Here is a 22,547-nt window from a genome sequence, read left to right as displayed (position 1 = left end):
TGGGTGCAGTGTAAGTAATAAATAAAATGGTTTGATTAAAGGATAATCAAACTTGAAAGGGAATTTTCAAATCAGCATTTTGGTTACTAAACTCTTTAAAATTATAGCAATACAGCCAGGCACGAAGAATGCCAAAGAGAAAAGTTGTTTTTAGGAAATTGTTTTAATTTTCGTGCAATTTATAAATAATACTGAGCACTGCAAATTATTTGTGTAGTAAATATTTTACTTATCGTTATTTACTCCTGGCAAAAATCTTAAACTATTGTTTATGTGACAGATATAAATACTACCAGAATCATCAAGCAACAACTTATTACACTAAAATTGAAGCTGATACCTATTTTCAAGAAAAAAATCATAATTCAATTCAAAAAAGAAAACAAAAAAATCCAAAGCAAGCGTCACACTAACTTTGGATTATTATAATTTATTTTATTCAATCGTGTTACTTCAACAAATACCCTAAACGTATTGAACCGTAAAAAGATCCGGTCATATCATGACTTTTCAGTTCCTTGCCGTGATAGATAAAAGAATACGAAAGGTTCCAATTATTATGTCTGTACTTTAAGCCAAATTCTGCATTAAAGCGAAGCGGAATCAAATCGAAAGTTACTGGGCTTTTATCATTAAATAAACTTCCTTCTATTGTAGCATCATACAATTGATAATTAACACTTGGCATTGCGTAAAAGTAAAATTCTCTGATATTCGATTGTGGTATTGCACTTACTGAGGCATCATGCAGGTTCGAATCGTAAACAGGAAGTAATTTTTTAAAACCAATTCTGCTTAGAAATCCTGTAGAAACGCCTGTAAAAATAGTTCCTAAATTAGCTTCGGACTGAAAATGCAAATCTACAAAGTCATTGTGTTTGTTTGGGAATAATTTCTTGGAGTACAATACATGTACCTGAACTGCTAAAGCATTTGTAACCTGATTCTCCCAGCCATACACTTTCTTATATCCAATTGTTTTATGAAAGGTTTCCTGCATCTCTTCTCCAAAAGCATTGGGTCCCATGTAACCTAATTGGAAATCTGTTTTTAAAATGGATTCACTTTTATAAAAATAGCCACGACCAGCCTCTGCAAACAAGTAACCCGCGAAAGGACGATTGTTTATATCGCGTGCTGCAAAATTAATGTACCTTGGATTATAAATATATTGTCCAACTCGAAATTCGGTGATTTTTTTGCTGATCTTTTCGTTGTCATTTTTAGACAGAAATCGGTAAAAGAGCTCCAATCCGTTGGTGTAATACATATCGTTTTTAGAGGATGTGTATAAATCATTATCAGTAATGAATCCAATCTCAGAAGTCCTTCCCTGCCCAAAGGTCAGCGTTGTGAGAAGCAAGAAGACGAAGAGAACTTTTTTACTTCCCATCGTAATTTATTTTTCCAACGAAACGCATTTCACGAACGATTCTTTCTTTTCTTCTGTTTATGTAACTGGAAGATCCTGTTGCTTTAAACTTTCTCGGATTTGGTAAAATAGCCGCAATTCCGGCAGCTTGCATTGGTGTTAAACTCGAAGCATCGCGACGGTACCAATGTTCTGTAGCGGCATACGCTCCGTAAACCCCATCTCCCATTTCGATGCTGTTTAAGTACACTTCCATGATACGTTCTTTACCCCAAATCAATTCGATTAAAACGGTAAAATACGCTTCCAGACCTTTACGCAAATAACTTTTTCCCTGCCATAAAAATACATTCTTGGCTGTTTGCTGCGAAATGGTACTTCCGCCACGAATTCTGCGACCACGTTCGTTGCTTTTATATGCTTTCTGAAGTGCTTTAAAATCAAAACCATTGTGTTTCAGGAAAGTTCCGTCTTCACTGGCGATGACAGCTTTTTGCAAATTCATCGAAATCTTTTCGATTGGTTCCCAGTCATGATCAAAATAAACTTCTTTACCTCCCAATTTATTTTCGATAGCACGAATTAACATCAATGGCGTAAATGGAACCGGGATGTATTTAAAAAATATGACAGAGCCAATCGAAAGTCCGAAGAACCATAACATTAATTTTATAAAAAACCATTTCACTTTATCCCCAAAAGAACGTGATTTCTTTTTAGCGGGTTGTTTTGGTTTACTTGCGGGTGCTTTTTTTGGTGCTGGTTTTTTGGTTGCCATTATATTAAATCTGCTAATTCTGTTCCTATTAAACTTCCTATTGCAACTCCCATTCCTCCTAAACGTACTCCACAAAACACGTTTTCAGACAATTGCGAGACAACAGGCGTTTTACTGTTTCCCACTCCCATGATACCACTCCAACGATGGGCGATCTGGAAATCTTGATTCGGTAAAATTACATTTTTAAGTAAATCCTCCAATTTATTTTGCACAATTTTGGTCTGTCCAAATTCAGTTGTTTTTTCGGCTTCAAAATCAAGATTTCTACCTCCTCCAAGCAAAATTCTATCGCCGATATTTCTAAAATAATAATAGCCTCTGTCTAAATGAAAGGTTCCTTTGATGTCAAGATTCGGAATTGGTTCTGTAATCAAAACCTGTGCTCTTGCCGGTTGTACAGCACCATTGGTCAGCGTATTGGCAAAACCATTGGTGGCGAAGAATATTTTCTTTGATTTAAAACTAAAATCGCTGAGCACAATTTCAACTTGGTTGCCTAAATCGGCATAAGAGGTTACCGTTTGCTGATTCAGGATAAGAATATCAGCAGCGATTGCCTGTTTCAGTAATTCCTGCATCATGTTTCCTGTATCAATTTGTGCTTCAAACGGATTAAAAATGAGATATTCCTGAATGTTTTCAAATCCAAATCGATCTACTTCTTTGGTAAATACATCGGTTTTAAAAAGTGGTTTTAGAATCTCATTGATAAAGGGTAATCGTGCTATGCAATCGTTAAAACCTCTTTCGTCTTCTTTCAAAAAAAGTTCATATCCACCATGCGGTTTGAAATCTATGGCAGCATCGCCTAATCTTTTTCGGAGCAATTGCAAACCTTTCCAGCGCTTCTCTACCAATTGCACTACATCATCTTCTGAATGGGTTTTAAGGTCATCTATAATTTCAGACAGACTTCCGAAACAAGCGAAACCGGCATTTTTGGTACTGGCGCCTTGCGGAAGCATTCCTTTTTCTAACACCAGAATTTTCGAGGCCGGAAATCTTTCGCGTAAGCGCAATGCTGCATGTAATCCCACGATGCCACTGCCTACAATGGTATAATCAACATTTGTGAACCAATTTTTAAGTTCCCAGTAACTTAATTCCATCCGTCAATTTTTTATAAAAATAAGATTTTTTTAAATTCAAAACCGCTGTCTTGAATTTTCATAAGTCAACAATTCATAAATTACTTTTTAAAAATTCGTGAATTCGTGGCAGAAAACTTTTAAATAAGACTTGAATTATGAATTTGCTAAAAAAACTTTAACAATAATTGGAATTTGGAATTTAAAAGATGTGTTTTAAAAGTTGTATTTTTAGCCTCACGAATATTAGAATTATATTATGAAAAAAGTATTATTTACAACCCTAATAATGATGAGTTTAAACGCTATCGGACAAAATGTGATGTCTCCGGAATTGTTATGGAAATTAGGAAGAGTGAGCGCACTCGGACTTTCAAAAGATGAAAAGAATGTAGTTTTTAAGGTTTCTACTCCTTCAATAGAAGAGAACAAATCACATTCTAAGTTTTACACGATTCCTGTAAATGGAGGAAATGCGACAGAAGTAACCAATACAAAAGACCTTTTAAAAGATAAAAACATTTCGCCTGACGGAAAATTTTTAGTGTACAATGAAGAGGTGAAAATTGACAAAGTTCTGGGGAAAGATTTTTATCCAAAACTAACTAAATCTGATGCTCAAATTTACGATGGTCTTGATTACCGTCATTGGGATACCTGGAATGAAGGAAAATTTAATCACGTTTTTTATAAAGAAAATAAAACTGATGCTGTTGGAATCGACATCTTAAAAGGAGAAAATTTTGATAGCCCGCAAAAACCATTTGGCGGTGATGAAGATTATATCTGGTCGCCTGATGGAAAAAGCATTTTGTATGTGTGCAAGAAAAAAGCAGGTACAGATTATGCAATTTCTACCAACACCAATATTTATGAGTACAACTTAGAAACTCAAAAAACTACAAACAGAACCGAAGACAATTTAGGTTACGATATGGCACCGCAATTTTCTCCAACAGGAAATTTGAGCTGGCTGCAAATGAAGCGTGACGGTTATGAAGCGGATAAAAATGACATTATTGTTGAATTTAAAGGCATCAAAACGAACTTAACAGCGAATTGGGATGGAACTGTAGATAATTTTATCTGGAGTAAAGATGGTAAAAATGTATATTTTGTTGCTCCTGTTGACGGAACGAAACAACTTTTTACGGTTAACTTTCCGGGTGTAACACGAATTGCAATTCAGGTTCGTCAGCTTACAAAAGGTGATTTTGACGTGAATGATTTAGTTGGTTTTGCTGGTGATAATATTATCGCAACAAGATCAGATATGAATCATGCTTCAGAGATTTTCTCTTATAATTTGAAGAAAAATACTTGGACTCAGCTTTCGAATGTAAATACAGAAACGTATAAAACATTAGCGTTAAGCAAAACAGAAAAACGTTATGTAAAAACTACAGATGGCAAACAAATGCTCGTTTGGGTTATATTACCTCCTAACTTTGATCCTGCTAAAAAATACCCAACTTTATTGTATTGCCAAGGCGGACCTCAATCTGCTTTGACGCAAAGTTATTCGTTCCGTTGGAATTTTCAATTAATGGCTTCTCAAGGTTATGTTGTTGTAGCACCAAACCGTCGCGGAATGCCTGGTCACGGTGTAGAATGGAATGAAAAAATCAGCAAAGACTGGGGTGGACAAGTGATGGATGATTATCTTGTTGCGATTGATGATGTTGCCAAAGAAAATTATGTAGACAAAAGCCGTTTAGGTTGCGTAGGTGCAAGTTATGGTGGATATTCTGTGTTTTATTTAGCCGGAATTCACAACAACCGTTTTAAAACGTTTATCGCTCACGATGGTGTTTTTAACACGGTAAGTATGTTAGGAACTACTGAAGAAGTTTTCTTTAACAACTGGGATTTTGGTGGTGCTTACTGGGAAAAAGACAATGCTGTAGCGCAAAAAGCCTACACTACTTTTAATCCGGCAACTATGGTAGAAAAATGGAACAAACCTATTTTAATCTATCAGGGAGGAAAAGATTACCGTGTACCAATCGGGCAAGGACAAGAAGCTTTTCAGGCTGCTCAGCTTAGAGGAATCAAAAGCAGATTTGTTTATTTTCCTGAAGAAAATCACTGGGTGTTACAACCACAAAATGCGCAGGTTTGGCAAGGTGAATTTTTTAAATGGTTAAAAGAAACATTATAGTCACAACATATAAAACAGTATAAGCCACAGATTCTTAGAACATTTCGTTTTAGAGTCTGTGGCTTTTTTGTAACTTTCAATTCAAATTATATAACATAATGGTTTTGTTTTATAGGATTAAATAGGAAAATTTTAAATAAATTGCGCCAATTTCGAATGTAAAATAGACAGCCAATTTTCAGCAATTATATATGGAGAGTAAAAAAAGTTATATGCCTATTAAAGTGCTTTTCAGTTATATTGCATTACTGGGCTTAGTTGTTACCGTTGGTTGGTTTTTGTATTCTGAAAATGTGGTTTACAATAAACTGGAAGATAAGATTGCGCACGAAAAAACTAAAATTTTACGCGTTAGTAAACTTTTTTCCAATGTTTACAAAACAGAAAGTTTAGCCCGAAAAACAATTCAGACCAATTCTGAAAGCGACTTTAAAAGTTACCTCAACGAAACTGATTCTCTAAAAGCCAGAATCGATACTCTCAAACAAATTGTTACTACAGAATATCAGAAAGTTTTACTGGATAGTGTTACCTACTTTTTATCCGAGAAAACAGAGAACATCAGACAGCTTAAAACCATAAAGAATAAGGCAGATGATGAAGTATCTGTAAATACGGCTATTGACGAAATTACCAAAATGGAATTTAAACTTCGAAAGCTTGAATTGCAGGATTTTACTCAAAACCCAAATGATCTAGGAAGTTACCAGCGTAATGTATTGCAAAAATATGTTGATTACCTCAATCAGAATATTCCTGATGACAGTACTAATACGCTGAGTAAACAAGCATCGGATTCTATTTTAGCGAACTCTAAAAAGCTCCTTAATAATGTAAAACTAAAGGCGGAAAAGAAAAAAGAATCGTTGAATTTCGAAGAGAACAAATTACTTAAAAATGAAATCGCCATCTCGGAACAGCTTCGTAAAGTACTTCGCATTATCGAAAGAGAGATTATCATTAATTCTATAAAGAACAATTCCTTAAAAGAAAAATCACTTAAAAAAGTAAATGATATCGTAACGGCTTCGGCAATTGCTGGTTTGATTCTAACATTGTTTTTTTCTGTTTTAATTGTCAGCGATTATTCTAAATCTAATTTGTATAAAAAACAATTGGAAATTGCCAATTTCAAAACTAAGAATTTACTAAAAAGCCGCGAACAGCTGATTTCGACGGTAAGTCACGATTTAAAAACACCTTTGAGTACAATTGTGGGTTACACGGAACTGCTGAATAATTCTGATGTAAATCCGAAGCAATCGTATTTCGTTAAGAACATCAAAAACTCATCCGAATACATTACACAGCTGGTGCAGGATTTATTGGATTTCTCTCAAATTGAAGCAGGGAAAATTACGATTGAAAAAGTACCTTTTTCAATGCCTGAAATTGTAAATGATACGGCTAAAAACATACAAACGGTTTACAAGAATAAAAACATCGATCTTATTATTAATATTGATGATAAACTAAACAGTAAAATTGTTGGAGATCCGTTTCGTTTAAAACAGATTCTGACCAATATAATTGGTAACGCGTATAAGTTTACCGAAAAAGGTTTTATAAAAATAAGTGCTTATTCTGCAGACAACAACTCTTTTGTGATTACGATCGAAGATAGCGGAATTGGTATTGAAAAAGAAAATCAAAAACTGGTCTTTGAAGAATTTGCACAAGCCAATGAAAACATTGAAAAAAAATACGGAGGAACAGGTCTTGGATTATCGATATGCCAGAAAATAATTTCCATTTTGGGAGGTTCATTGCAACTTGAAAGTACGTACGGAAAAGGAAGTACATTTGAAATCACGCTTCCGTTATTGTTTGATACGAGTGACAATTCGGTTTCAGAAACTAAAACAACAACTTTTGTAAATAACAACACTTACACTTTTATTGTAATTGATGATGATATCAATTTACTAAACCTTACAAGCGGTGTTTTAAAACAGGAAAAACATCAGGTATTATCTTTTGACCGTGCAGCAAAAGCATTAGAAGTTATTATACAAACTCCTTTTGATTTTATTATTACAGACATACAAATGCCGGAAATGGATGGTTTTATGTTTGTTGAAAATCTGCGAAAAGCTAAAAATTCAACTTACAAGAACCAGCCTATAATAGCGCTTACAGGACGTACTGATCTGGATTTTTCGGTTTATACCGAAGCTGGTTTTACAACTGTTATCAAAAAACCTTATTCTCCTAAAGTATTATTGGAAACCATTCATCATATTATTGAAAATGAAGCAATACCAAGTATCAACATACAGGACGATGAGGAAGTTTTATCTTCAAAACTGTATTCACTGGATACGCTGAAAGAATTTTTAGGAAATGATACCGTTGCGTTGCACGACGTTATAAGATCGTTTATAGACAGCACTAAAGAAAATCTGGTATTTATGAAAAAAGCGATAGCAGAAAGAAATATCGCTGAAATAAATGCAATTGCACACAGAATTGCGCCAATGTTTAAGCAAATACAAGCAAATGAAATTGGTAAAATATTAAAGGATTTAGAGCGTAACGAATTTGAAAACGATGATCTGGACAACATGTACGATAGTTTAAAAACCCAAACAAAAGTACTTTTCAAATCATTGAAACAAGAAATCGCTTAGTCTATATTGTATTGCTTAAGCTTATTGTAAAGTGTTTTTCTGGTGATCTTAAGTAGTTTTGCTGCCTCAGATTTGTTATTCTGTGCTTTTGATAAGGCATGAATAATAGCTTCTTTTTCGTTTTCTGATAAAGAAAAGTCACCTCTTGTGTTTTGTTTTTGAATCTGAAAAAATTCTGCAGGCAAAACATCGCTTTCGATAAAATTTCCTCGTGATAATAAAGTAGCACGTTTTACGCAATTTTGAAGTTCACGTAAATTTCCGGGCCAATTGTAGTTTTGAAAAATCGTTACCACTTCCGGAGAAAATCCAATGATATCTTTATTAAGCTGCTGATTGGCTTTTTCTAAAAAATAATCAGCGAAAACCATTAAATCTTCTTCTCTCTCGGTAAGAGATGGTGACTGAATCGAAAATTCGTTGATCCTGTGGTATAAGTCTTCACGAAAATCTCCGTTGCTTACTGCTCCTCTTAAATCTTCGTTGGTTGCCGTAATAATTCTAATATCAACATCTATTTCTTTATTGCTTCCAACAGGTTTGATTTTTCGTTCCTGAAGCGCACGCAGCAACTGTATCTGATTTTCATACGAAAGATTTCCTATTTCATCTAAAAACAGTGTTCCTCCGTTAGCAGCCTCAAAATAACCCATTTTATCGCTAATAGCTCCTGTGAAAGATCCTTTTAAGTGACCGAAGAATTCACTTGCTGCCAATTCTTTTGGAATGGCTCCACAATCGACTGCAATAAAATTATTGTCTTTTCTATTACTCTGCTGGTGAATGCTTTTTGCAATGATTTCTTTTCCTGTTCCACTTTCACCAATAATTAGAACCGACATATCCGTAGGACTTACCAGCTGAATATGATCGAGTAATTTTTTTGAAGCTACCGAAATACCTTTTACAAATTCGTTTTCAGCGCTAGCTTGCTTTTTAACGGCTTTTTTTCCTTTGACAGGGGCTTGTTCTTTCTCTTCAATTTGTTCGGCTTGCAGTGCATTCGTAATTACGAGCAAAACCTCATCCGGATTAAACGGTTTCGAAATATAATCTGATGCACCGTTTTTGATCGCTTTTACGGCCGTATTTACATCAGAATAACCAGTCATCAATATAACGGGTGTTTGCGGAAAAGAACTCTTAATTTCAGACATTAAAACGATACCGTCAGAATCAGGCAAACGAAGATCTGTCAAAATCAAATCAAACGATTCTTTTTTGATGGCTAATCTTGCTTCGGCTGCTGAAAATGCGATAGTTACTTCATAGGCTTTCTTAATTAGAAATTTTTCTAACAATTTGCAAAATGAAATATCGTCTTCTATTAGTAGTATCTTTGGCATTATTTCGTGTAGTAGTCTTTTTTGCTAAATTAACACTATTAAAGTTTTATTTTCACAAAATTTTGCAAAAAAAAAGAGATTGTCGGACAACAATCTCTTTTTTACCAAAACATAAATCTAATTCACCTAATTATATTTTCAACCAATTGCCATTGACATCTGAATACACAGTAGCCTTTTGGTCACCAACTGATATATCTAATTTGTATTCTTTTTTTTCATTTACATACGCTTTCTCCAGTTTTACACCTGGATAAGCAGTTTGCAAAGCAGTTTTGATGGCTGCCGGAACAGCTTCAACACTTACTTCTGTATAGTCATTCTGAACATTCGCAACACTTTGTACATGGTTAGCAGCCGGAGTTGAAATCGCATAAGTTGACATACTACTAAAAGCAATAACTGTCAATAACATTAATTTTTTCATAATTTCTTTTTTTAAAATTTCTCGGCGATAACTCCTTTTGCATCCGTGAAAACAAAGTGTCTATCAAGCTCTCCTCCAGAATTTAATTCTAATTTATATTGCTTTTTTGCATTAACATAAGCTTTTAAAAGCTTTGCATTTGGAAAAGACTCTTTCAGAGTAGCTTTTACCTCTGCAGGAAGCGCTTCAGGTTTAATCTCTTTATATGTATCCTGAAAACTAACAACAGCCGAAATTGACTTCTCTGCTGTTGCAGCTTCTGCATTCATAAATAAACCTCCTAAAATAATAACAGCTGATAAGATTAAATTTTTCATAATGAATAGATTTTTTTTAATTACTATTAGCTGATAAAATTAAGGATTATTTTTTGATAATGTTTCCTGAAGCATCTGTAAATACAGTATACTTTTTGTCGCCTGTTGCGATTTCTAATTTGAACTCGTTCTTATCGTTTTTGTACGCTTTTTCTAATTTCGTACCCGGAAAAGATTTTTCAACAGTTGACTTCACTGCTGCCGGAACAGCATCTAATGTAACTTCAGTAAATCCGTCTTGCGCCACAACTGTTTGTGTCTTAACTATTACCTCTGTACTTGTTGCTGCCTGAGCGGTTAAACCTCCCAAAAGAATTGCAGCTGATAAAATTAGCTTTTTCATAGTATTATGTTTTTAAAGGATTAAATTACTTTTTAAGGATTTTACCCTGAACATCTGTGTACACAACAGATTTTACATCTCTTACACTGATCTCAATTTTATATTCCTTTTTAGCGTTTACATACGCTTTTTCAAGTTTAACACCTGGATATTCGTTATCTAGTGAAGTTTTGATTGCTGCCGGAACAGCATCTACTTCTTTATAATCATCCTGAAATTTTACTACTGATTGATTTGTTTCATCAGTAGTTCCTGCGTGCATTGACAAACCTCCTAAAACGATTGCCACTGATAAGATTAACTTTTTCATAATAGTAAATTTTAAATTGTTATTTAATAAATTAGACTGTTACCAGACAGATTATTTCTTGATCCAAGATCCATCTGCGTTTGCGAAAAGAGAACCTACTTTATCTCCAACGGTAACATCCAGCTTATATTGTGAACTTGCATTTTTATATGCTTTTGTAACTACTGCATCCGGATACGCTTTTTTAAGCGCTTCTGTGATAGGAGCAGGTATTTCTGAAAGTTGTACTTCAGTATATTCTTCCTGAAAAGGAATTGTGTTTACGATTGTATTTGAAATTGGCGAAGTTGAAGCAACTGCTGTAAAACCTCCCAATACGATTGCGGCTGATAAAAATAAATTTTTCATAATAATAGTTTTTTGGTTAATTCGAATAATTTTTTGATTACTGTCTTAGATTATCTAATGCCTATTTTTTAATCCAAGATCCATCTGCATTAGCATAAAGAGAACCTACTTTGTCTCCTACTGTAACCTCTAATTTATATTCTGATTTTGCATTTTTGAATGCTTTCGTAAGGATTGCATCCGGGTATGCTTTTTTAAGTGCATCTGTAATTGCTACAGGAACTTCTACAACTTTTACTTCAGTATATTCTTCCTGAAAAGAAATTGTGTTAACGATTGTATTTGAAACTGGTGAAGTCGAAGCAAATGTTGTTAGACCTCCCAAAACGATTGCGGCTGATAAAAATAAATTTTTCATAATAGTTGTATTTAGTTAATTAGTATTGTAAAATTGAATATTTGCTATTGGATTATTTTTTAATCCAGCTTCCATCTGCATTAGCGTAAAGAGAACCTACTTTGTCTCCTACTGTGATTTCAATTTTATACTCTGCTTTTTCATTTTTGTATGCTTTGTCAATTACAGCATCCGGATATGCTTTTTTCAAAGCTTCATTAATTGGAGCTGGTACTTCTGAAAGTTGAATTTCAGTATATTCTTCTACAATAGAAATAGATTTTACGATTGTATTAGATATTGGTGAAGTAGAAGCAAATGTTGTTAAACTTCCCAAAACGATTGCGGCTGATAAAAATAAATTTTTCATAACGTGTATATATTTAAAATTGTTAATAGTTGTTTACGCTTTAGATAATGAAATTATTATGCCGTAATCGAATATAGACCCGAATAACCCTTTAAAAGCTTATTTTATAATAGATTAGGACATATTATGCCAAAATTGAAAAATTGAAAAAAGTGTGTAATTCACTGAAATAGTGTGTAAAAAGTAAACACAATTGTGTTACCTGGAGGTGTTTTAAAAAAAAACAAACCCGACAAGTTTTATCAACTTATCGGGTTTTAAATATTGTAAAAACTAAAAAAGGCTACCTAAAAAGGCAGCCTTAGTATTATTCTATTGGATTCATCTTAAAAGTATCCATAAATGCAGTAGTATAATCTCCTGCAATGTATCTTGGATCATCCATTAATTGTCTGTGGAAAGGTATTGTAGTTTTCACACCTTCGATTACAAATTCATCCAAAGCTCTGCGCATTTTGCTTATTGCTTCTTCACGTGATTGTGCAGTCGTAATTAACTTCGCAATCATTGAGTCGTAATTTGGAGGAATAGTATAACCAGAATATACGTGAGTATCTAAACGTACTCCGTGACCTCCTGGCATGTGAAGTGTCGTAATTTTTCCTGGTGAAGGGCGAAAATCATTATAAGGATCTTCGGCATTGATACGACATTCGATAGCGTGTAATTCCGGTAAATAGTTTTTACCTGAAATTGGAATTCCGGCTGCTACCATAATTTGCTCACGAATTAAATCGTAATCAATTACTTGTTCCGTAATTGGGTGCTCTACCTGAATACGGGTGTTCATTTCCATGAAATAGAAGTTTCTGTGTTTGTCTACTAAAAACTCTACAGTTCCAGCTCCTTCATATTTAATAAACTCTGCTGCTTTTACAGCCGCCGCTCCCATTGCAGTACGTAATTCGTCTGTCATGAAAGGCGAAGGTGTTTCTTCAGTCAGTTTTTGGTGACGACGTTGTACAGAACAATCTCTTTCAGAAAGGTGACATGCTTTTCCGTAAGAATCTCCAACTACCTGAATTTCGATATGACGTGGTTCTTCAATAAGTTTCTCCATGTACATTCCGTCATTTCCAAATGCAGCAGCAGCTTCCTGACGCGCACTTTCCCATGCTTTCAATAGTTCTTCTTCTTTCCAAACCGCACGCATTCCTTTTCCACCACCACCAGCAGTAGCTTTAAGCATTACCGGGTAACCAAATTCTTTAGCTAATTTTTGTGTTTGCTCAAAAGACTCTAATAATCCGTCTGAACCTGGTACACATGGAACTCCTGCCGCTTTCATTGTTGCTTTTGCAGAAGCTTTATCTCCCATTCTATCAATCATTTCAGGGGCAGCACCAATAAATTTGATTCCGTGTTCCTGACAAATTTTAGAGAATTTAGCATTCTCTGAAAGAAATCCATATCCTGGATGAATTGCATCTGCATTTGTAATTTCTGCAGCTGCAATAATATTTGACATTTTCAAATACGATAAGTTACTTGGAGGAGGACCAATACAGACCGCTTCGTCAGCAAACTTAACATGTAGACTTTCTGCATCAGCTGTAGAGTAAACTGCTACAGTTTTGATTCCCATCTCTTTACATGTACGAATTACACGAAGTGCAATTTCTCCTCTATTCGCAATTAATATTTTTTTAAACATCTTTTTAAAATTAGATAATTAGATAATTAGACAATTGGATGATTAGATTTTAAACACTTTCAAAAAAGTCTGAAAATCTAACAATCTAACGATCTAAAATTATGATGGATCAACTAAGAATAAAGGCTGATCAAATTCTACAGGAGACATATCGTCTACTAGAATTTTTACAATTTTACCTGAAACTTCTGATTCAATTTCGTTAAATAATTTCATTGCTTCAATAACACAAAGAACATCACCTTTAGCAATAGTACTTCCTACTTCAGTAAATACTGGTTTGTCCGGAGATGGTTTTCTATAAAAAGTTCCAATGATTGGTGATTTTATAGTAATATATTTCGAATCTTCAGCAGCAGCTGTAGCTTCATTATTTACGTTTACAACTACTGGCGCTGCTTGTTGAGGAGCAACTGCTTGTGGCAATGCAGCCTGAGCAGGTAATTGTTGTACATAAGTAGTTTCAGTAACGTTTCCTTCTAAAGTTGTTCTAATCGTGATTTTTACATCATCCATTTCTAACTTTACCTCTGCAACTCCCGAATTTGCTACAAATTTGATTAGGTTTTGAATTTCTTTTAAATCCATAATGATTCGTTTTTAGTTTTAATTTATTTTTTATCGTAAGCCCATTTTAGGTAAATAGATCCCCAAGTGAATCCTCCACCAAAAGCGGCAAAAATAATATTATCTCCTTTTTTGAATAAGTGTTCAAAGTCATTTAACACTAATGGTAACGTTGCTGAAGTAGTATTGCCATATTTTTCAATATTTACTAATACTTTTGAATCTTCAAGGTTCATTCTGCTGGCAGTAGCATCGATGATACGTTTGTTTGCCTGATGCGGAACTAACCAATTAACATCTTCATTCGTCAGGTTATTTCTTTTTAAGATCAATTCACTTGCATCAGCCATATTGGTTACTGCATATTTAAAAACGGTTTTACCGTCCTGCATAATATTGTGCTGTCTGTTTTTTACGGTCTCTTCTGTAGTAGGTATTAGAGAACCTCCGGCAGGAATTTTAAGAAAATCGCGTCCTACACCATCACTTCGCAAGTATTCGTCTTGCAGACCTAAGCCTTCGTTATTTGGTTCGAATAAAACGGCACCCGCTCCATCTCCAAAAATAATACAAGTTGCTCTGTCCTTATAATCTACAATCGATGACATTTTATCTGCACCAATTAGTAATACTTTTTTGTAACGTCCTGACTGCACATAAGCTGCAGCGGTAGACATACCATATAAGAAACTAGAACATGCTGCCTGCAAATCGTATGCAAAAGCATTTGTAGCACCAATTTCTGTTGCAACATAAACTCCTGTTGCTGCTACTGGCATATCAGCTGTTGCTGTTGCCATAATAATCATATCAATTTCTAAAGGATCAATATTGGCTTTAGCAATTAGATCCTGAGCTGCTTTTATAGCAAGAAACGATGTTCCTTTATCAGTATCTTTTAGAATCCTTCTTTCTTTGATTCCTGTACGGGTGGTAATCCACTCGTCATTAGTATCGACCATAGTTTCCAGTACTTTGTTTGAAAGTACATAATCCGGAACATAGGCTCCAACAGCGGTTATTGCGGCTGTGATTGTATTCATTATATTTTATTATTTCCTTTCAAATACAGCGTATTCGAAAAATTTTTAAAAGACTTGAAAATTACAAAAAAAAACGAAATTAATTTGTAGATAATTTCTTAAAAAAAGAAAATTATAACCAACAAAAAAAACTCTCACTATGTGAGAGTTCCAGTATCATTTACAAAAACGTATTAAGCAACCGCTACAGATTTATCGATAACAACTTGCCCTCTGTAATACATTTTACCTTCATGCCAGTAAGCTCTGTGGTATAAATGCGCTTCTCCAGTAATAGGACATGTAGCGATTTGAGCTACAGTAGCTTTGTAATGTGTTCTTCTCTTATCTCTTCTTGTTTTCGAGATTTTTCTCTTAGGATGTGCCATTTTACTATATTATTTATCCGTTAATAGTTTCTTTAATTTATCCCAGCGCGGGTCAATATCTTCTTCTTGTTTACTCTCTTCTTTTTGTTCTTTTACTGTTAACTCATTTAGTTTTGTTAAGGCTTCTGTCTGTAAACTTCCGTCTAACACTCCTGGATGAATTCTTTTTAATGGTACCGAAAGTGCAATCATTTCATAAATGTATTGTGCTACATCTATTTCATGCTCTCCGTGTGGTAAGATCAGTAACTCTTCGTTATCATTATTGAATTCATCTCCAAAACGAACAATCAATTTCATTTTACCCTTCAATGGTAAATCAAAATCTTCGCTTGTTAGATCACAAGGTACATTTACAGTTCCTTTGTGTTTGAATTCCAACTCTAACATGTTGCTTTTCTTATCTAAAACCAAACTCACTTTGATATCTGAACTTTGAAATTCATCGTAATCAAAGTTCGTAAAGAACGTATTACTTATTTGATACTCAAAATGGTGTTTTCCTAGCTTTAACCCAATAAATGGAATTAAAAATTCTTTTGTTTTGCTCATTTCAACATCAATTTGCCTCATTCACATCTAAATATAGATATCTGAATTGGGGTGCAAAGATATAAAATTATTATAAAACTAATAATCTTATTCACCTTTTTTTGTTTATAACTGTTTTTCTTTTATTTTAAGAGGTTTTTTACTGATCTCTTCGTACACATTTCGGGAACGAAAAACGTCAATTGCCAGATATACAGCTTCTTTAAATGAATTGAAATCTGCCATATCTTTTCCTGCAATATCATAGGCTGTTCCGTGATCCGGAGATGTTCGTACCTTATTTAAACCTGCTGTGTAGTTAACACCTTTTCCAAACGACAATGTTTTGAACGGAATCAATCCCTGATCGTGGTAAGTTGCCACAACAGCATCGTATTTTTCGTACTGACCGCTTCCAAAAAAGCCATCAGCAGGAAAAGGTCCAAAAACCATTGTTCCTCCGTCAAAAATTTTCTTTAATGCCGGTTTCAAAACCAAATCATCTTCTTTTCCGATAACGCCGCCGTCTCCACAATGTGGATTTAGTCCTAAAACTGCAATTTTTGGCTTCACAATACTAAAATCTTCTATTAAGGATTTTCGTATCGTTTCTATTTTTCGAACAATAAGCTCTTCTGTTAAATGAGAAGCTACTTCATTTAAGGGCACATGATCTGTTAGCAAACCAACTCTTAAGTTGTCCTGAACCATCATCATCAAAGCATTTCCTTCTAATTCCTGATCAAGGTAATCAGTATGTCCCGGAAATTTAAAATCGTCTGACTGAATATTGTATTTATTAATAGGTGCCGTTACCAAAACATCTATCAAATCTTCTTTTAAAGCTTTGGTCGCTGCTACGAAAGATTTAATAGCATAAGCTCCTATTTTTTCGTCATTTTTCCCTAAATTAATATCAACGCCTTCTCTCCAAAGATTAAACACATTGACTTTTCCCGGTACAATTTGATCTAATTTATCAATTCCATGAAATTGAACTGTCGAAGGAAAGCTCTTTCTAACAAAGGAAAGTATTTTGGCATTTGCGAAAATAACCGGCGTACACAGTTCTAACATGCGAGGATCTTCGAATGTTTTTACTATAACTTCGCTTCCAATACCGTTTAAATCTCCTATAGAAATTCCAACAATTATATTTTCTGCCTTTTTACTCATGAGCTCAAATTATTTATTAGTAATTTTGATGTGCAAATTTAGTAAAATAAAACAACAATGTTTACAGGAATTATAGAAACCCTGGGAAGGGTTCATGAAATACGAAAAGATCAAAACAATCTGCATGTTACAGTAGCGTCTGCTTTTACAAACGAATTAAAAATCGACCAAAGTGTTTCGCATAACGGAATATGCTTAACAGTTGTCGCTATAAAAGATTCTTTCTATACCGTAACGGCTATTGAGGAAACAATTTTAAAAACCAATATTGGTGACTGGAAAGAGGGCGATATTGTAAATCTGGAAAGAGGAATGAAGCTTGGTGATCGCCTTGACGGACATATTGTACAAGGTCACGTAGACCAAACGGCTACCTGTATCGCTATTGAGGAAGCTCATGGCAGCTGGAATTATACTTTTGAGTATGACAAAAGCTTAAACAATATTACTATTGAAAAAGGATCGATAACGGTAAACGGAGTAAGTCTTACTGTAGTAAACTCTAAAACAGATCAGTTTAGCGTTTCTATTATTCCTTATACTTTTGAAAATACCAATTTCAAAAACTTCAAAACGGGAACAAAAGTAAATCTGGAATTTGATGTTGTGGGTAAATACATTTCACGTCTTTACTCCATTAACAAATAAAGAAGAAATAAACCAGACACAAAAAAAGCTTTAATTAAATTAAAGCTTTTTTTGTTTTATTTTTATATATAACAGACATTCCGAGAGTTAATCCTCCAACCAGCAATAAAATTATGTTTGCATTAATAGGTGTATCTTTCGGCGGCGGCGGCGGCGGACAATCATCACATGCTGCAGCTGATACAGCTTGAGACGTCATTGGCTCCGGCGGAGTTGGAGCGGCAGCGAAACTTGATACAAAAATCAAGGATACAAAAAATACTAAAAAAACGGATTTTATTCTTTTCATAATTTTAACATGTTGAAATACAACAAGGTAGGTTGTTAAATTTATTGATCACTACTATAATTCGCACAAAAACAAGTCTTTACACTTAATTATTTGGCAAATGTATAAGATTTTCACACAATTACAATTTTTTAAATAAAAAAACCTTTGTAATAAACTGCTATTTTTTTTACAGTGGTAATAAGTCTTACTTATTACTATTTTATACCCTCTTGTCTTCTTAATTTACGTACAATTTCATTTTGTAGTTTTCACTAAACAGCACAAATTTTTAAATTAAAATCTAAAGTACTTATTTTAAATTATATAACGTTTGTATTTTGCGTTAAATTATAATTATTAACTTACAAATTATTACAACCAAAAACCGAGTTAGATTAACATAATCCAACTCGGTCTTTTTTCGACTAGCAATAATATTAAAAAATCAATTGCTCATTTTACGCTATAAATTATTTGTCAAAAGGCAAAGGATCAGTTATTTTCTCGTCTGGCCCTCCATAAATTGTTATATCAAAATATTCATTAACAAATATGTCTCCTAACTCAGCCATATCCTTACCTTGCATTAACCACGAAGCAGGAAGACTCCAAAAATAATGACCATTTACTTTTTTTGCAAAATTAACCCCCACTAAGCCATCAATTACCACTGGAACCTTATATTCAAACTGACTTTTTATCTTTCTTTGAATAACATATATCGTCCTTTTAGAATGAGCAGGTAATGTAGCAACATATCTTTCCTCGTGATTCACAATAGTTGATTGAGAATATTCAGCACCAAGAGTAAGTTGAAAAGTGCGCTCAACACTCGCAGAAGCAACACCTTCAACTCCTAACGTTCCTTTAACATTTAAACCTGTTGAAAAACTTATACTAGTAGAAATAGTAGTTCCTTTACTGTAACCAAAAGTACGCCAAGCACTATCGTCTACGCTACTATAATTATAAACTTGAAATTTATATACATGATAATCATCCTCTTTTAACCTGTCTAATTCAGTTACTTTAGGACTTCCAGCTTGTACATAAGTATACCAGCCATATTCGTCAGAAAGATTATATTCTGAAAACGCACCCCTGGTTGTAAATTTATTAATCGTAACTCCATCTGGTGTATTTCCATTTAATTTATAGAGCTCTTTTATTTTCGAATGACCTAGATGCAATTGCTCTACTTGAGCAGAGGTCATTAATTCTCTTTGCTTAAAATTTTCACCTGATCCAGAATTTGATCCAGAATTTGATCCAGCATCTGCTCCAAAGGTAGGTTCTCCGGGAACATAAAAACCAGCTGATTTTCCAGTTGTTGATTTTTTTTGCGAAGCAGTAGGTGTCACACTTAATTTTTCTTTAACCATTTCACTCGCCAGAAATTCTTCAATAGAATTAAAACCCAACTCTCTTAATGTAGTTTTTTCAAGAACAACATTTTCAAACTTTTTTTCTTTAGGAATTTCGCTATTTACTGGCGTAACTTCCTCATCATTACTACACGACACTAATAATGACGACGCAATAACCACTAATAAATAATAACTGGTAATTTTTCTTTTCATATTTTTTTGGTTTTTTTAGTTATACCTACTTTTGAGGGTTTCGGCTTATCCCTTTAAACAAATAAAAATATTAACCTCTTACAAAGTTTTGTTTTAACTTGTTCAAACAAAGATGCCTAATTACCCAAAGCAACTGTATTAGAAATCCTATAAAAAAAAATTAGAAAAAAATTAGAAAAAGAAATAAAACCTTATTATACCTTGTAAGTCCAAGGCATGGTTATGGTAAATATCGTTCCTATTTGTAGTTGTGAATCTACTTTTATAGCACCTTTATGCAACTTTATTATTTTTTGCGTAAGCGCAAGACCTATTCCGCTCCCTTCGGCAAAATACCTGTTATTTCCTCTGTAGAAAGGAGTAAAAACAGCTTTTAAATCTTCCTGTGCTATTCCTATTCCCTTATCAGAAAAACACAATTCGATTCCCTGCAACGTTTTTGATATCGTAACCTCTGCTTTTCTATCTGGAGAGAATTTGCAACTATTCTCTACTATGTTTAAAAAAGCGATTTGCAGTAATTCTTCATTACCATAAACCATTACTTCGCATTCGTTCTCCATTTCCTTTTCAAAACTAATACAAACCTGATACGCTTCATTTTTTTGCTGAACCTGATATTGCACATCTAACAGAACTTCATCAATCCTGACAGCACCAAAAGAAAGCTCAGAATTATCACCACTAACTTTGGCTAAACTGAGCAAACTATTCGTAAGTCTGATTAATTTTTGAGTATCATTAAAAAGGACTTGCAAAACTGTTACGTACTCTTTCTTCTTTCGTTTCTTTTGCAATGCAATCTCTAATTCACCGGATAATCTGGTAAGCGGCGTTCTGAGTTCATGGGAAGTATTGGCAACAAAGTGTTTTTGTGCCATAAAAGAATCTTCTAAGCGATCTAACATTTTGTTAAATGTTTGGGTCAACTCAAACAATTCGTCTTTGCTTTTTTTTACTTTCAATCTCGAGTGCAGATTCGATGCCGAAATATTCTTGACATCTTTTATGATTTCTCTAATTAATGCAAACGCACTATCTGAAAAATAATGACCAACCACTAAAATGAATACAATCGAAATCAGAAAGTATTTAATGATATTCTCTTTTAAGTATCTCAATTTATTCAAACCGTATTCATCGTACGCGATTGCAGTAACAATATAATTTTTATCACCAACATTATAGCGAACTCCTACTAATTGTCTTCCATCTTCGACTGAATAATTTTCTACTCCTTCATAAAAGTTTTTAAGCATCAGCTTATGCTCTTTTAAAACATCGGACTTTACTGTATCATGATAAATAAGCTGAAGATCTGTTTTGTATATAGCAACTTTTGCATCGGGGATAAATTTCCTGTTGTTGTGATAAAATTGTTGCTGTATTTCAGGGATTATCTGCTTGTTAAAAAAAATCCTGGCTCTGGAATAAGCCTCTTTTTCTAAGAGTATAAAGAATTCTTTTTCTCTGTTTGTCTTTTCTGAATGATACACAAAAAATGAAAAAGTGAGTAAAATAAGGATCGTATTAAACAAGTAAATAAGCGTTAGACGTGTTCTTATTTTCATTAGTCTTTACTTAAGATAAAACCTAATCCCGCACGGGTATGAATTAATTTTCGATCGAATTCTTTATCGATTTTTTTTCTTAAATAATTTATATACACATCAATAAAGTTCGTTCCGGTATCATGAGCAATCTTCCAGACGTTTTCGGCAATTTCATTTCGAGAAAGTACTCGCTCTGCATTGCGCAACATGTATTCAAGCAGTTTAAATTCTTTTGGGGTTAAATTGATATTCTGCTCGTTTCTTTTTACAATTTTAGAATCTAAGCACAAGGTCAGATCATCATAAACCAATGTACTCCCCATCGACTTGCCGGCATTACTGTTTCTTTTAAGCAGCACTCTTATACGCGCCACCAACTCTCTGAGCTCAAAAGGTTTCACAATATAATCATCTGCTCCGGCATCGAAACCCCTCATTTTATTGTCAATTTCTCCTAAAGCACTGAGCATTAAAACCGGAATATCCTGATTAACGTTTCTAATTTGTTTACACAAATCGACACCATCCATTTGAGGTAAGATAATATCGGTAATTAGCAAATCAAAACTAATTTGCCTTAACAACGTTATGGCCTGCATTCCATCATAGGCAATTGTTGTTTCAAAATCATTTTCTTCTAATCCTCGGGAAATCAATTTAGCGATTCGGCTGTCATCTTCTACTATCAATATACGCATATTTCTTTGGTCTTATAATCATCAACATTGGCTAATATTTTTTAAATAAATAGTATTTATTTTAGCTTTTAGCATTCTTTAACAAGAAATAAACATTTATTTAACAGCCACATGCGCTACAGATAGCTAGAACAAAACCTGAAGATTTTATTTTTTCCACTAATGGAGACTTTTTTTTTTCGGAGTGGTTTAAAAATTAGAATTGCTTAATCGTAATTTAGAAGATTTAATTTTTGAATGAAAGCTGTATTAATTTTATACCTAACAGGTTTTGGAAACCTGTTAGGAAATCGGGATGTTCAAAAAAAGAAAAGGCTCAACCAATAAGTTGAGCCTTGCTTTATGAATAAAAATTAGCTTTTACACGCTATTTTTGTTGTTGTTTTTAATTTATACTTCTTGAATTTAATTGCCTGATCAAGTTCTTCTTCATCGAAATGATCTATCTTTTCTTTTATGATTGGAGTCTTTTTAATTTCAATCAAGGTTCCTAATCCGTACCATATATATGGGCCAACACGACCATAATAATGAGGATACAAATAAAGATATTCTTTGTCATTAAAACTCATAAACACTAGAGATTCATAATACTGCACATTTGTAAAACAATAAACTAGTTTATTGT

At 33.7% G+C, this 22,547-nt stretch carries 25 protein-coding genes; 3 read left to right on the top strand and 22 right to left on the bottom strand.

The window, feature by feature from the left end; translation table 11 throughout:
* Nucleotides 1–448 precede the first annotated feature (448 nt).
* Genes B0A66_RS16355 through B0A66_RS16345 form a run of 3 tightly spaced genes read right to left on the bottom strand, consistent with a single transcriptional unit; the run spans nt 449 to nt 3,262 of the window.
* Complete coding sequence (locus B0A66_RS16355) at nt 449–1,393, bottom strand: lipid A deacylase LpxR family protein (protein ID WP_089050930.1); 945 nt, start codon at nt 1,391–1,393, stop codon at nt 449–451.
* The gene (gene mtgA, locus B0A66_RS16350) at nt 1,383–2,150 is read right to left on the bottom strand and encodes a monofunctional biosynthetic peptidoglycan transglycosylase (protein WP_165766628.1); all 768 of its coding nucleotides are present in this window, start codon (nt 2,148–2,150) and stop codon (nt 1,383–1,385) included. Before mtgA ends, B0A66_RS16355 begins: the two co-directional genes overlap by 11 nt.
* Nucleotides 2,150–3,262: an NAD(P)/FAD-dependent oxidoreductase gene (locus B0A66_RS16345; RefSeq protein ID WP_089050929.1), complete on the bottom strand. Its 1,113-nt coding sequence runs from the start codon at nt 3,260–3,262 to the stop codon at nt 2,150–2,152. The genes mtgA and B0A66_RS16345 overlap by 1 nt, the downstream gene beginning before the upstream one ends.
* 238 nt (nt 3,263–3,500) lie before the next feature.
* On the opposite strand from B0A66_RS16345, the gene B0A66_RS16340 reads away from it, so the two are divergent.
* Together B0A66_RS16340 and B0A66_RS16335 are read left to right on the top strand one after the other, a co-directional pair.
* On the top strand, nt 3,501–5,402 hold the full coding sequence (locus tag B0A66_RS16340) for a S9 family peptidase (RefSeq protein ID WP_089050928.1): 1,902 nt from the start codon (nt 3,501–3,503) through the stop codon (nt 5,400–5,402).
* Between the two features lie 191 nt (nt 5,403–5,593).
* Nucleotides 5,594–8,032, top strand: coding sequence for a hybrid sensor histidine kinase/response regulator (locus tag B0A66_RS16335; RefSeq protein WP_089050927.1), 2,439 nt, complete (start codon nt 5,594–5,596; stop codon nt 8,030–8,032).
* Here the strand turns inward: B0A66_RS16335 and B0A66_RS16330 are convergent.
* From B0A66_RS16330 to pdxA, 14 genes are all read right to left on the bottom strand, one after another.
* Nucleotides 8,029–9,378 (bottom strand): sigma-54-dependent transcriptional regulator, encoded by a 1,350-nt coding sequence (locus tag B0A66_RS16330; RefSeq protein ID WP_089050926.1) that lies wholly within the window; start codon nt 9,376–9,378, stop codon nt 8,029–8,031. The two genes, B0A66_RS16335 and B0A66_RS16330, sit on opposite strands and share 4 nt — an antisense overlap.
* 130 nt (nt 9,379–9,508) lie before the next feature.
* A complete protein-coding gene (locus B0A66_RS16325; RefSeq protein ID WP_089050925.1) occupies nt 9,509–9,805 on the bottom strand; it encodes a hypothetical protein in 297 nt (98 codons plus the stop codon).
* A gap of 11 nt (nt 9,806–9,816) precedes the next feature.
* A complete protein-coding gene (locus tag B0A66_RS16320) occupies nt 9,817–10,122 on the bottom strand; it encodes a hypothetical protein (protein WP_089050924.1) in 306 nt (101 codons plus the stop codon).
* A 46-nt stretch (nt 10,123–10,168) separates the two neighbouring features.
* Nucleotides 10,169–10,465: a PepSY-like domain-containing protein gene (locus B0A66_RS16315; RefSeq protein ID WP_089050923.1), complete on the bottom strand. Its 297-nt coding sequence runs from the start codon at nt 10,463–10,465 to the stop codon at nt 10,169–10,171.
* Between the two features lie 25 nt (nt 10,466–10,490).
* Nucleotides 10,491–10,775, bottom strand: a complete 285-nt coding sequence (locus tag B0A66_RS16310; protein WP_089050922.1) for a hypothetical protein — start codon at nt 10,773–10,775, stop codon at nt 10,491–10,493.
* Between the two features lie 51 nt (nt 10,776–10,826).
* A complete protein-coding gene (locus B0A66_RS16305; protein ID WP_089050921.1) occupies nt 10,827–11,123 on the bottom strand; it encodes a hypothetical protein in 297 nt (98 codons plus the stop codon).
* Between the two features lie 61 nt (nt 11,124–11,184).
* Nucleotides 11,185–11,481: a hypothetical protein gene (locus tag B0A66_RS16300; RefSeq protein WP_089050920.1), complete on the bottom strand. Its 297-nt coding sequence runs from the start codon at nt 11,479–11,481 to the stop codon at nt 11,185–11,187.
* A 52-nt stretch (nt 11,482–11,533) separates the two neighbouring features.
* Nucleotides 11,534–11,830, bottom strand: a complete 297-nt coding sequence (locus B0A66_RS16295) for a hypothetical protein (protein ID WP_089050919.1) — start codon at nt 11,828–11,830, stop codon at nt 11,534–11,536.
* 307 nt (nt 11,831–12,137) lie between these two features.
* Nucleotides 12,138–13,484 (bottom strand): acetyl-CoA carboxylase biotin carboxylase subunit, encoded by a 1,347-nt coding sequence (gene accC, locus B0A66_RS16290; RefSeq protein WP_089050918.1) that lies wholly within the window; start codon nt 13,482–13,484, stop codon nt 12,138–12,140.
* A gap of 99 nt (nt 13,485–13,583) precedes the next feature.
* Nucleotides 13,584–14,072 (bottom strand): acetyl-CoA carboxylase biotin carboxyl carrier protein, encoded by a 489-nt coding sequence (gene accB / locus B0A66_RS16285; protein WP_089050917.1) that lies wholly within the window; start codon nt 14,070–14,072, stop codon nt 13,584–13,586.
* Between the two features lie 23 nt (nt 14,073–14,095).
* Complete coding sequence (locus B0A66_RS16280; RefSeq protein WP_089050916.1) at nt 14,096–15,094, bottom strand: beta-ketoacyl-ACP synthase III; 999 nt, start codon at nt 15,092–15,094, stop codon at nt 14,096–14,098.
* 173 nt (nt 15,095–15,267) lie between these two features.
* Nucleotides 15,268–15,462, bottom strand: coding sequence for a 50S ribosomal protein L32 (gene rpmF / locus B0A66_RS16275; RefSeq protein WP_007137315.1), 195 nt, complete (start codon nt 15,460–15,462; stop codon nt 15,268–15,270).
* 9 nt (nt 15,463–15,471) lie between these two features.
* Entirely contained in the window at nt 15,472–16,014 is a 543-nt protein-coding gene (locus B0A66_RS16270) for a YceD family protein (RefSeq protein WP_089050976.1), read from the bottom strand.
* A gap of 105 nt (nt 16,015–16,119) precedes the next feature.
* Complete coding sequence (pdxA, locus tag B0A66_RS16265) at nt 16,120–17,169, bottom strand: 4-hydroxythreonine-4-phosphate dehydrogenase PdxA (protein WP_089050915.1); 1,050 nt, start codon at nt 17,167–17,169, stop codon at nt 16,120–16,122.
* Nucleotides 17,170–17,226: 57 nt separating this feature from the next.
* Between pdxA and B0A66_RS16260 the strand changes: the two genes are divergently transcribed.
* Nucleotides 17,227–17,817, top strand: a complete 591-nt coding sequence (locus tag B0A66_RS16260; RefSeq protein ID WP_089050914.1) for a riboflavin synthase — start codon at nt 17,227–17,229, stop codon at nt 17,815–17,817.
* A 34-nt stretch (nt 17,818–17,851) separates the two neighbouring features.
* On the opposite strand, the gene B0A66_RS16255 is transcribed toward B0A66_RS16260, so the two are convergent.
* The 5 genes from B0A66_RS16255 to B0A66_RS16235 form a co-directional block, all read right to left on the bottom strand.
* On the bottom strand, nt 17,852–18,106 hold the full coding sequence (locus B0A66_RS16255) for a hypothetical protein (protein WP_089050913.1): 255 nt from the start codon (nt 18,104–18,106) through the stop codon (nt 17,852–17,854).
* A 452-nt stretch (nt 18,107–18,558) separates the two neighbouring features.
* Nucleotides 18,559–19,668, bottom strand: coding sequence for a hypothetical protein (locus B0A66_RS16250; protein ID WP_089050912.1), 1,110 nt, complete (start codon nt 19,666–19,668; stop codon nt 18,559–18,561).
* A gap of 194 nt (nt 19,669–19,862) precedes the next feature.
* Entirely contained in the window at nt 19,863–21,239 is a 1,377-nt protein-coding gene (locus B0A66_RS16245) for a HAMP domain-containing sensor histidine kinase (protein WP_089050911.1), read from the bottom strand.
* Nucleotides 21,239–21,919, bottom strand: coding sequence for a response regulator transcription factor (locus tag B0A66_RS16240; protein ID WP_089050910.1), 681 nt, complete (start codon nt 21,917–21,919; stop codon nt 21,239–21,241). Before B0A66_RS16240 ends, B0A66_RS16245 begins: the two co-directional genes overlap by 1 nt.
* Nucleotides 21,920–22,272: 353 nt before the next feature.
* Nucleotides 22,273–22,547 (bottom strand): hypothetical protein (locus B0A66_RS16235; protein ID WP_208862596.1); only part of this gene is annotated, 275 nt, incomplete at its 5' end.

Origin of the sequence: Flavobacterium hercynium (assembly GCF_002217285.1) — a bacterium.
In the GTDB taxonomy this organism is placed as follows: Bacteria; Bacteroidota; Bacteroidia; order Flavobacteriales; family Flavobacteriaceae; genus Flavobacterium; species Flavobacterium hercynium.
This window is presented reverse-complemented; position numbering and strand designations above follow the sequence as displayed.

Excerpts from the sequence above, each read along its gene's own strand:
- B0A66_RS16240 (WP_089050910.1), bottom strand. The coding sequence starts at position 21,919 with ATGCGTATATTGATAGTAGAAGATGACAGCCGAATCGCTAAATTGATT.
- B0A66_RS16245 (WP_089050911.1), bottom strand. The coding sequence starts at position 21,239 with ATGAAAATAAGAACACGTCTAACGCTTATTTACTTGTTTAATACGATC.
- rpmF (WP_007137315.1), bottom strand. The coding sequence starts at position 15,462 with ATGGCACATCCTAAGAGAAAAATCTCGAAAACAAGAAGAGATAAGAGA.
- accC (WP_089050918.1), bottom strand. The coding sequence starts at position 13,484 with ATGTTTAAAAAAATATTAATTGCGAATAGAGGAGAAATTGCACTTCGT.
- B0A66_RS16335 (WP_089050927.1), top strand. The coding sequence starts at position 5,594 with ATGGAGAGTAAAAAAAGTTATATGCCTATTAAAGTGCTTTTCAGTTAT.
- B0A66_RS16315 (WP_089050923.1), bottom strand. The coding sequence starts at position 10,465 with ATGAAAAAGCTAATTTTATCAGCTGCAATTCTTTTGGGAGGTTTAACC.
- B0A66_RS16295 (WP_089050919.1), bottom strand. The coding sequence starts at position 11,830 with ATGAAAAATTTATTTTTATCAGCCGCAATCGTTTTGGGAAGTTTAACA.
- B0A66_RS16355 (WP_089050930.1), bottom strand. The coding sequence starts at position 1,393 with ATGGGAAGTAAAAAAGTTCTCTTCGTCTTCTTGCTTCTCACAACGCTG.
- B0A66_RS16330 (WP_089050926.1), bottom strand. The coding sequence starts at position 9,378 with ATGCCAAAGATACTACTAATAGAAGACGATATTTCATTTTGCAAATTG.
- B0A66_RS16250 (WP_089050912.1), bottom strand. The coding sequence starts at position 19,668 with ATGAAAAGAAAAATTACCAGTTATTATTTATTAGTGGTTATTGCGTCG.
- pdxA (WP_089050915.1), bottom strand. The coding sequence starts at position 17,169 with ATGAGTAAAAAGGCAGAAAATATAATTGTTGGAATTTCTATAGGAGAT.
- B0A66_RS16280 (WP_089050916.1), bottom strand. The coding sequence starts at position 15,094 with ATGAATACAATCACAGCCGCAATAACCGCTGTTGGAGCCTATGTTCCG.
- B0A66_RS16310 (WP_089050922.1), bottom strand. The coding sequence starts at position 10,775 with ATGAAAAAGTTAATCTTATCAGTGGCAATCGTTTTAGGAGGTTTGTCA.
- B0A66_RS16270 (WP_089050976.1), bottom strand. The coding sequence starts at position 16,014 with ATGAGCAAAACAAAAGAATTTTTAATTCCATTTATTGGGTTAAAGCTA.
- B0A66_RS16260 (WP_089050914.1), top strand. The coding sequence starts at position 17,227 with ATGTTTACAGGAATTATAGAAACCCTGGGAAGGGTTCATGAAATACGA.
- B0A66_RS16300 (WP_089050920.1), bottom strand. The coding sequence starts at position 11,481 with ATGAAAAATTTATTTTTATCAGCCGCAATCGTTTTGGGAGGTCTAACA.
- B0A66_RS16305 (WP_089050921.1), bottom strand. The coding sequence starts at position 11,123 with ATGAAAAATTTATTTTTATCAGCCGCAATCGTATTGGGAGGTTTTACA.
- B0A66_RS16320 (WP_089050924.1), bottom strand. The coding sequence starts at position 10,122 with ATGAAAAATTTAATCTTATCAGCTGTTATTATTTTAGGAGGTTTATTT.
- B0A66_RS16255 (WP_089050913.1), bottom strand. The coding sequence starts at position 18,106 with ATGAAAAGAATAAAATCCGTTTTTTTAGTATTTTTTGTATCCTTGATT.
- mtgA (WP_165766628.1), bottom strand. The coding sequence starts at position 2,150 with ATGGCAACCAAAAAACCAGCACCAAAAAAAGCACCCGCAAGTAAACCA.
- B0A66_RS16340 (WP_089050928.1), top strand. The coding sequence starts at position 3,501 with ATGAAAAAAGTATTATTTACAACCCTAATAATGATGAGTTTAAACGCT.
- accB (WP_089050917.1), bottom strand. The coding sequence starts at position 14,072 with ATGGATTTAAAAGAAATTCAAAACCTAATCAAATTTGTAGCAAATTCG.
- B0A66_RS16325 (WP_089050925.1), bottom strand. The coding sequence starts at position 9,805 with ATGAAAAAATTAATGTTATTGACAGTTATTGCTTTTAGTAGTATGTCA.
- B0A66_RS16345 (WP_089050929.1), bottom strand. The coding sequence starts at position 3,262 with ATGGAATTAAGTTACTGGGAACTTAAAAATTGGTTCACAAATGTTGAT.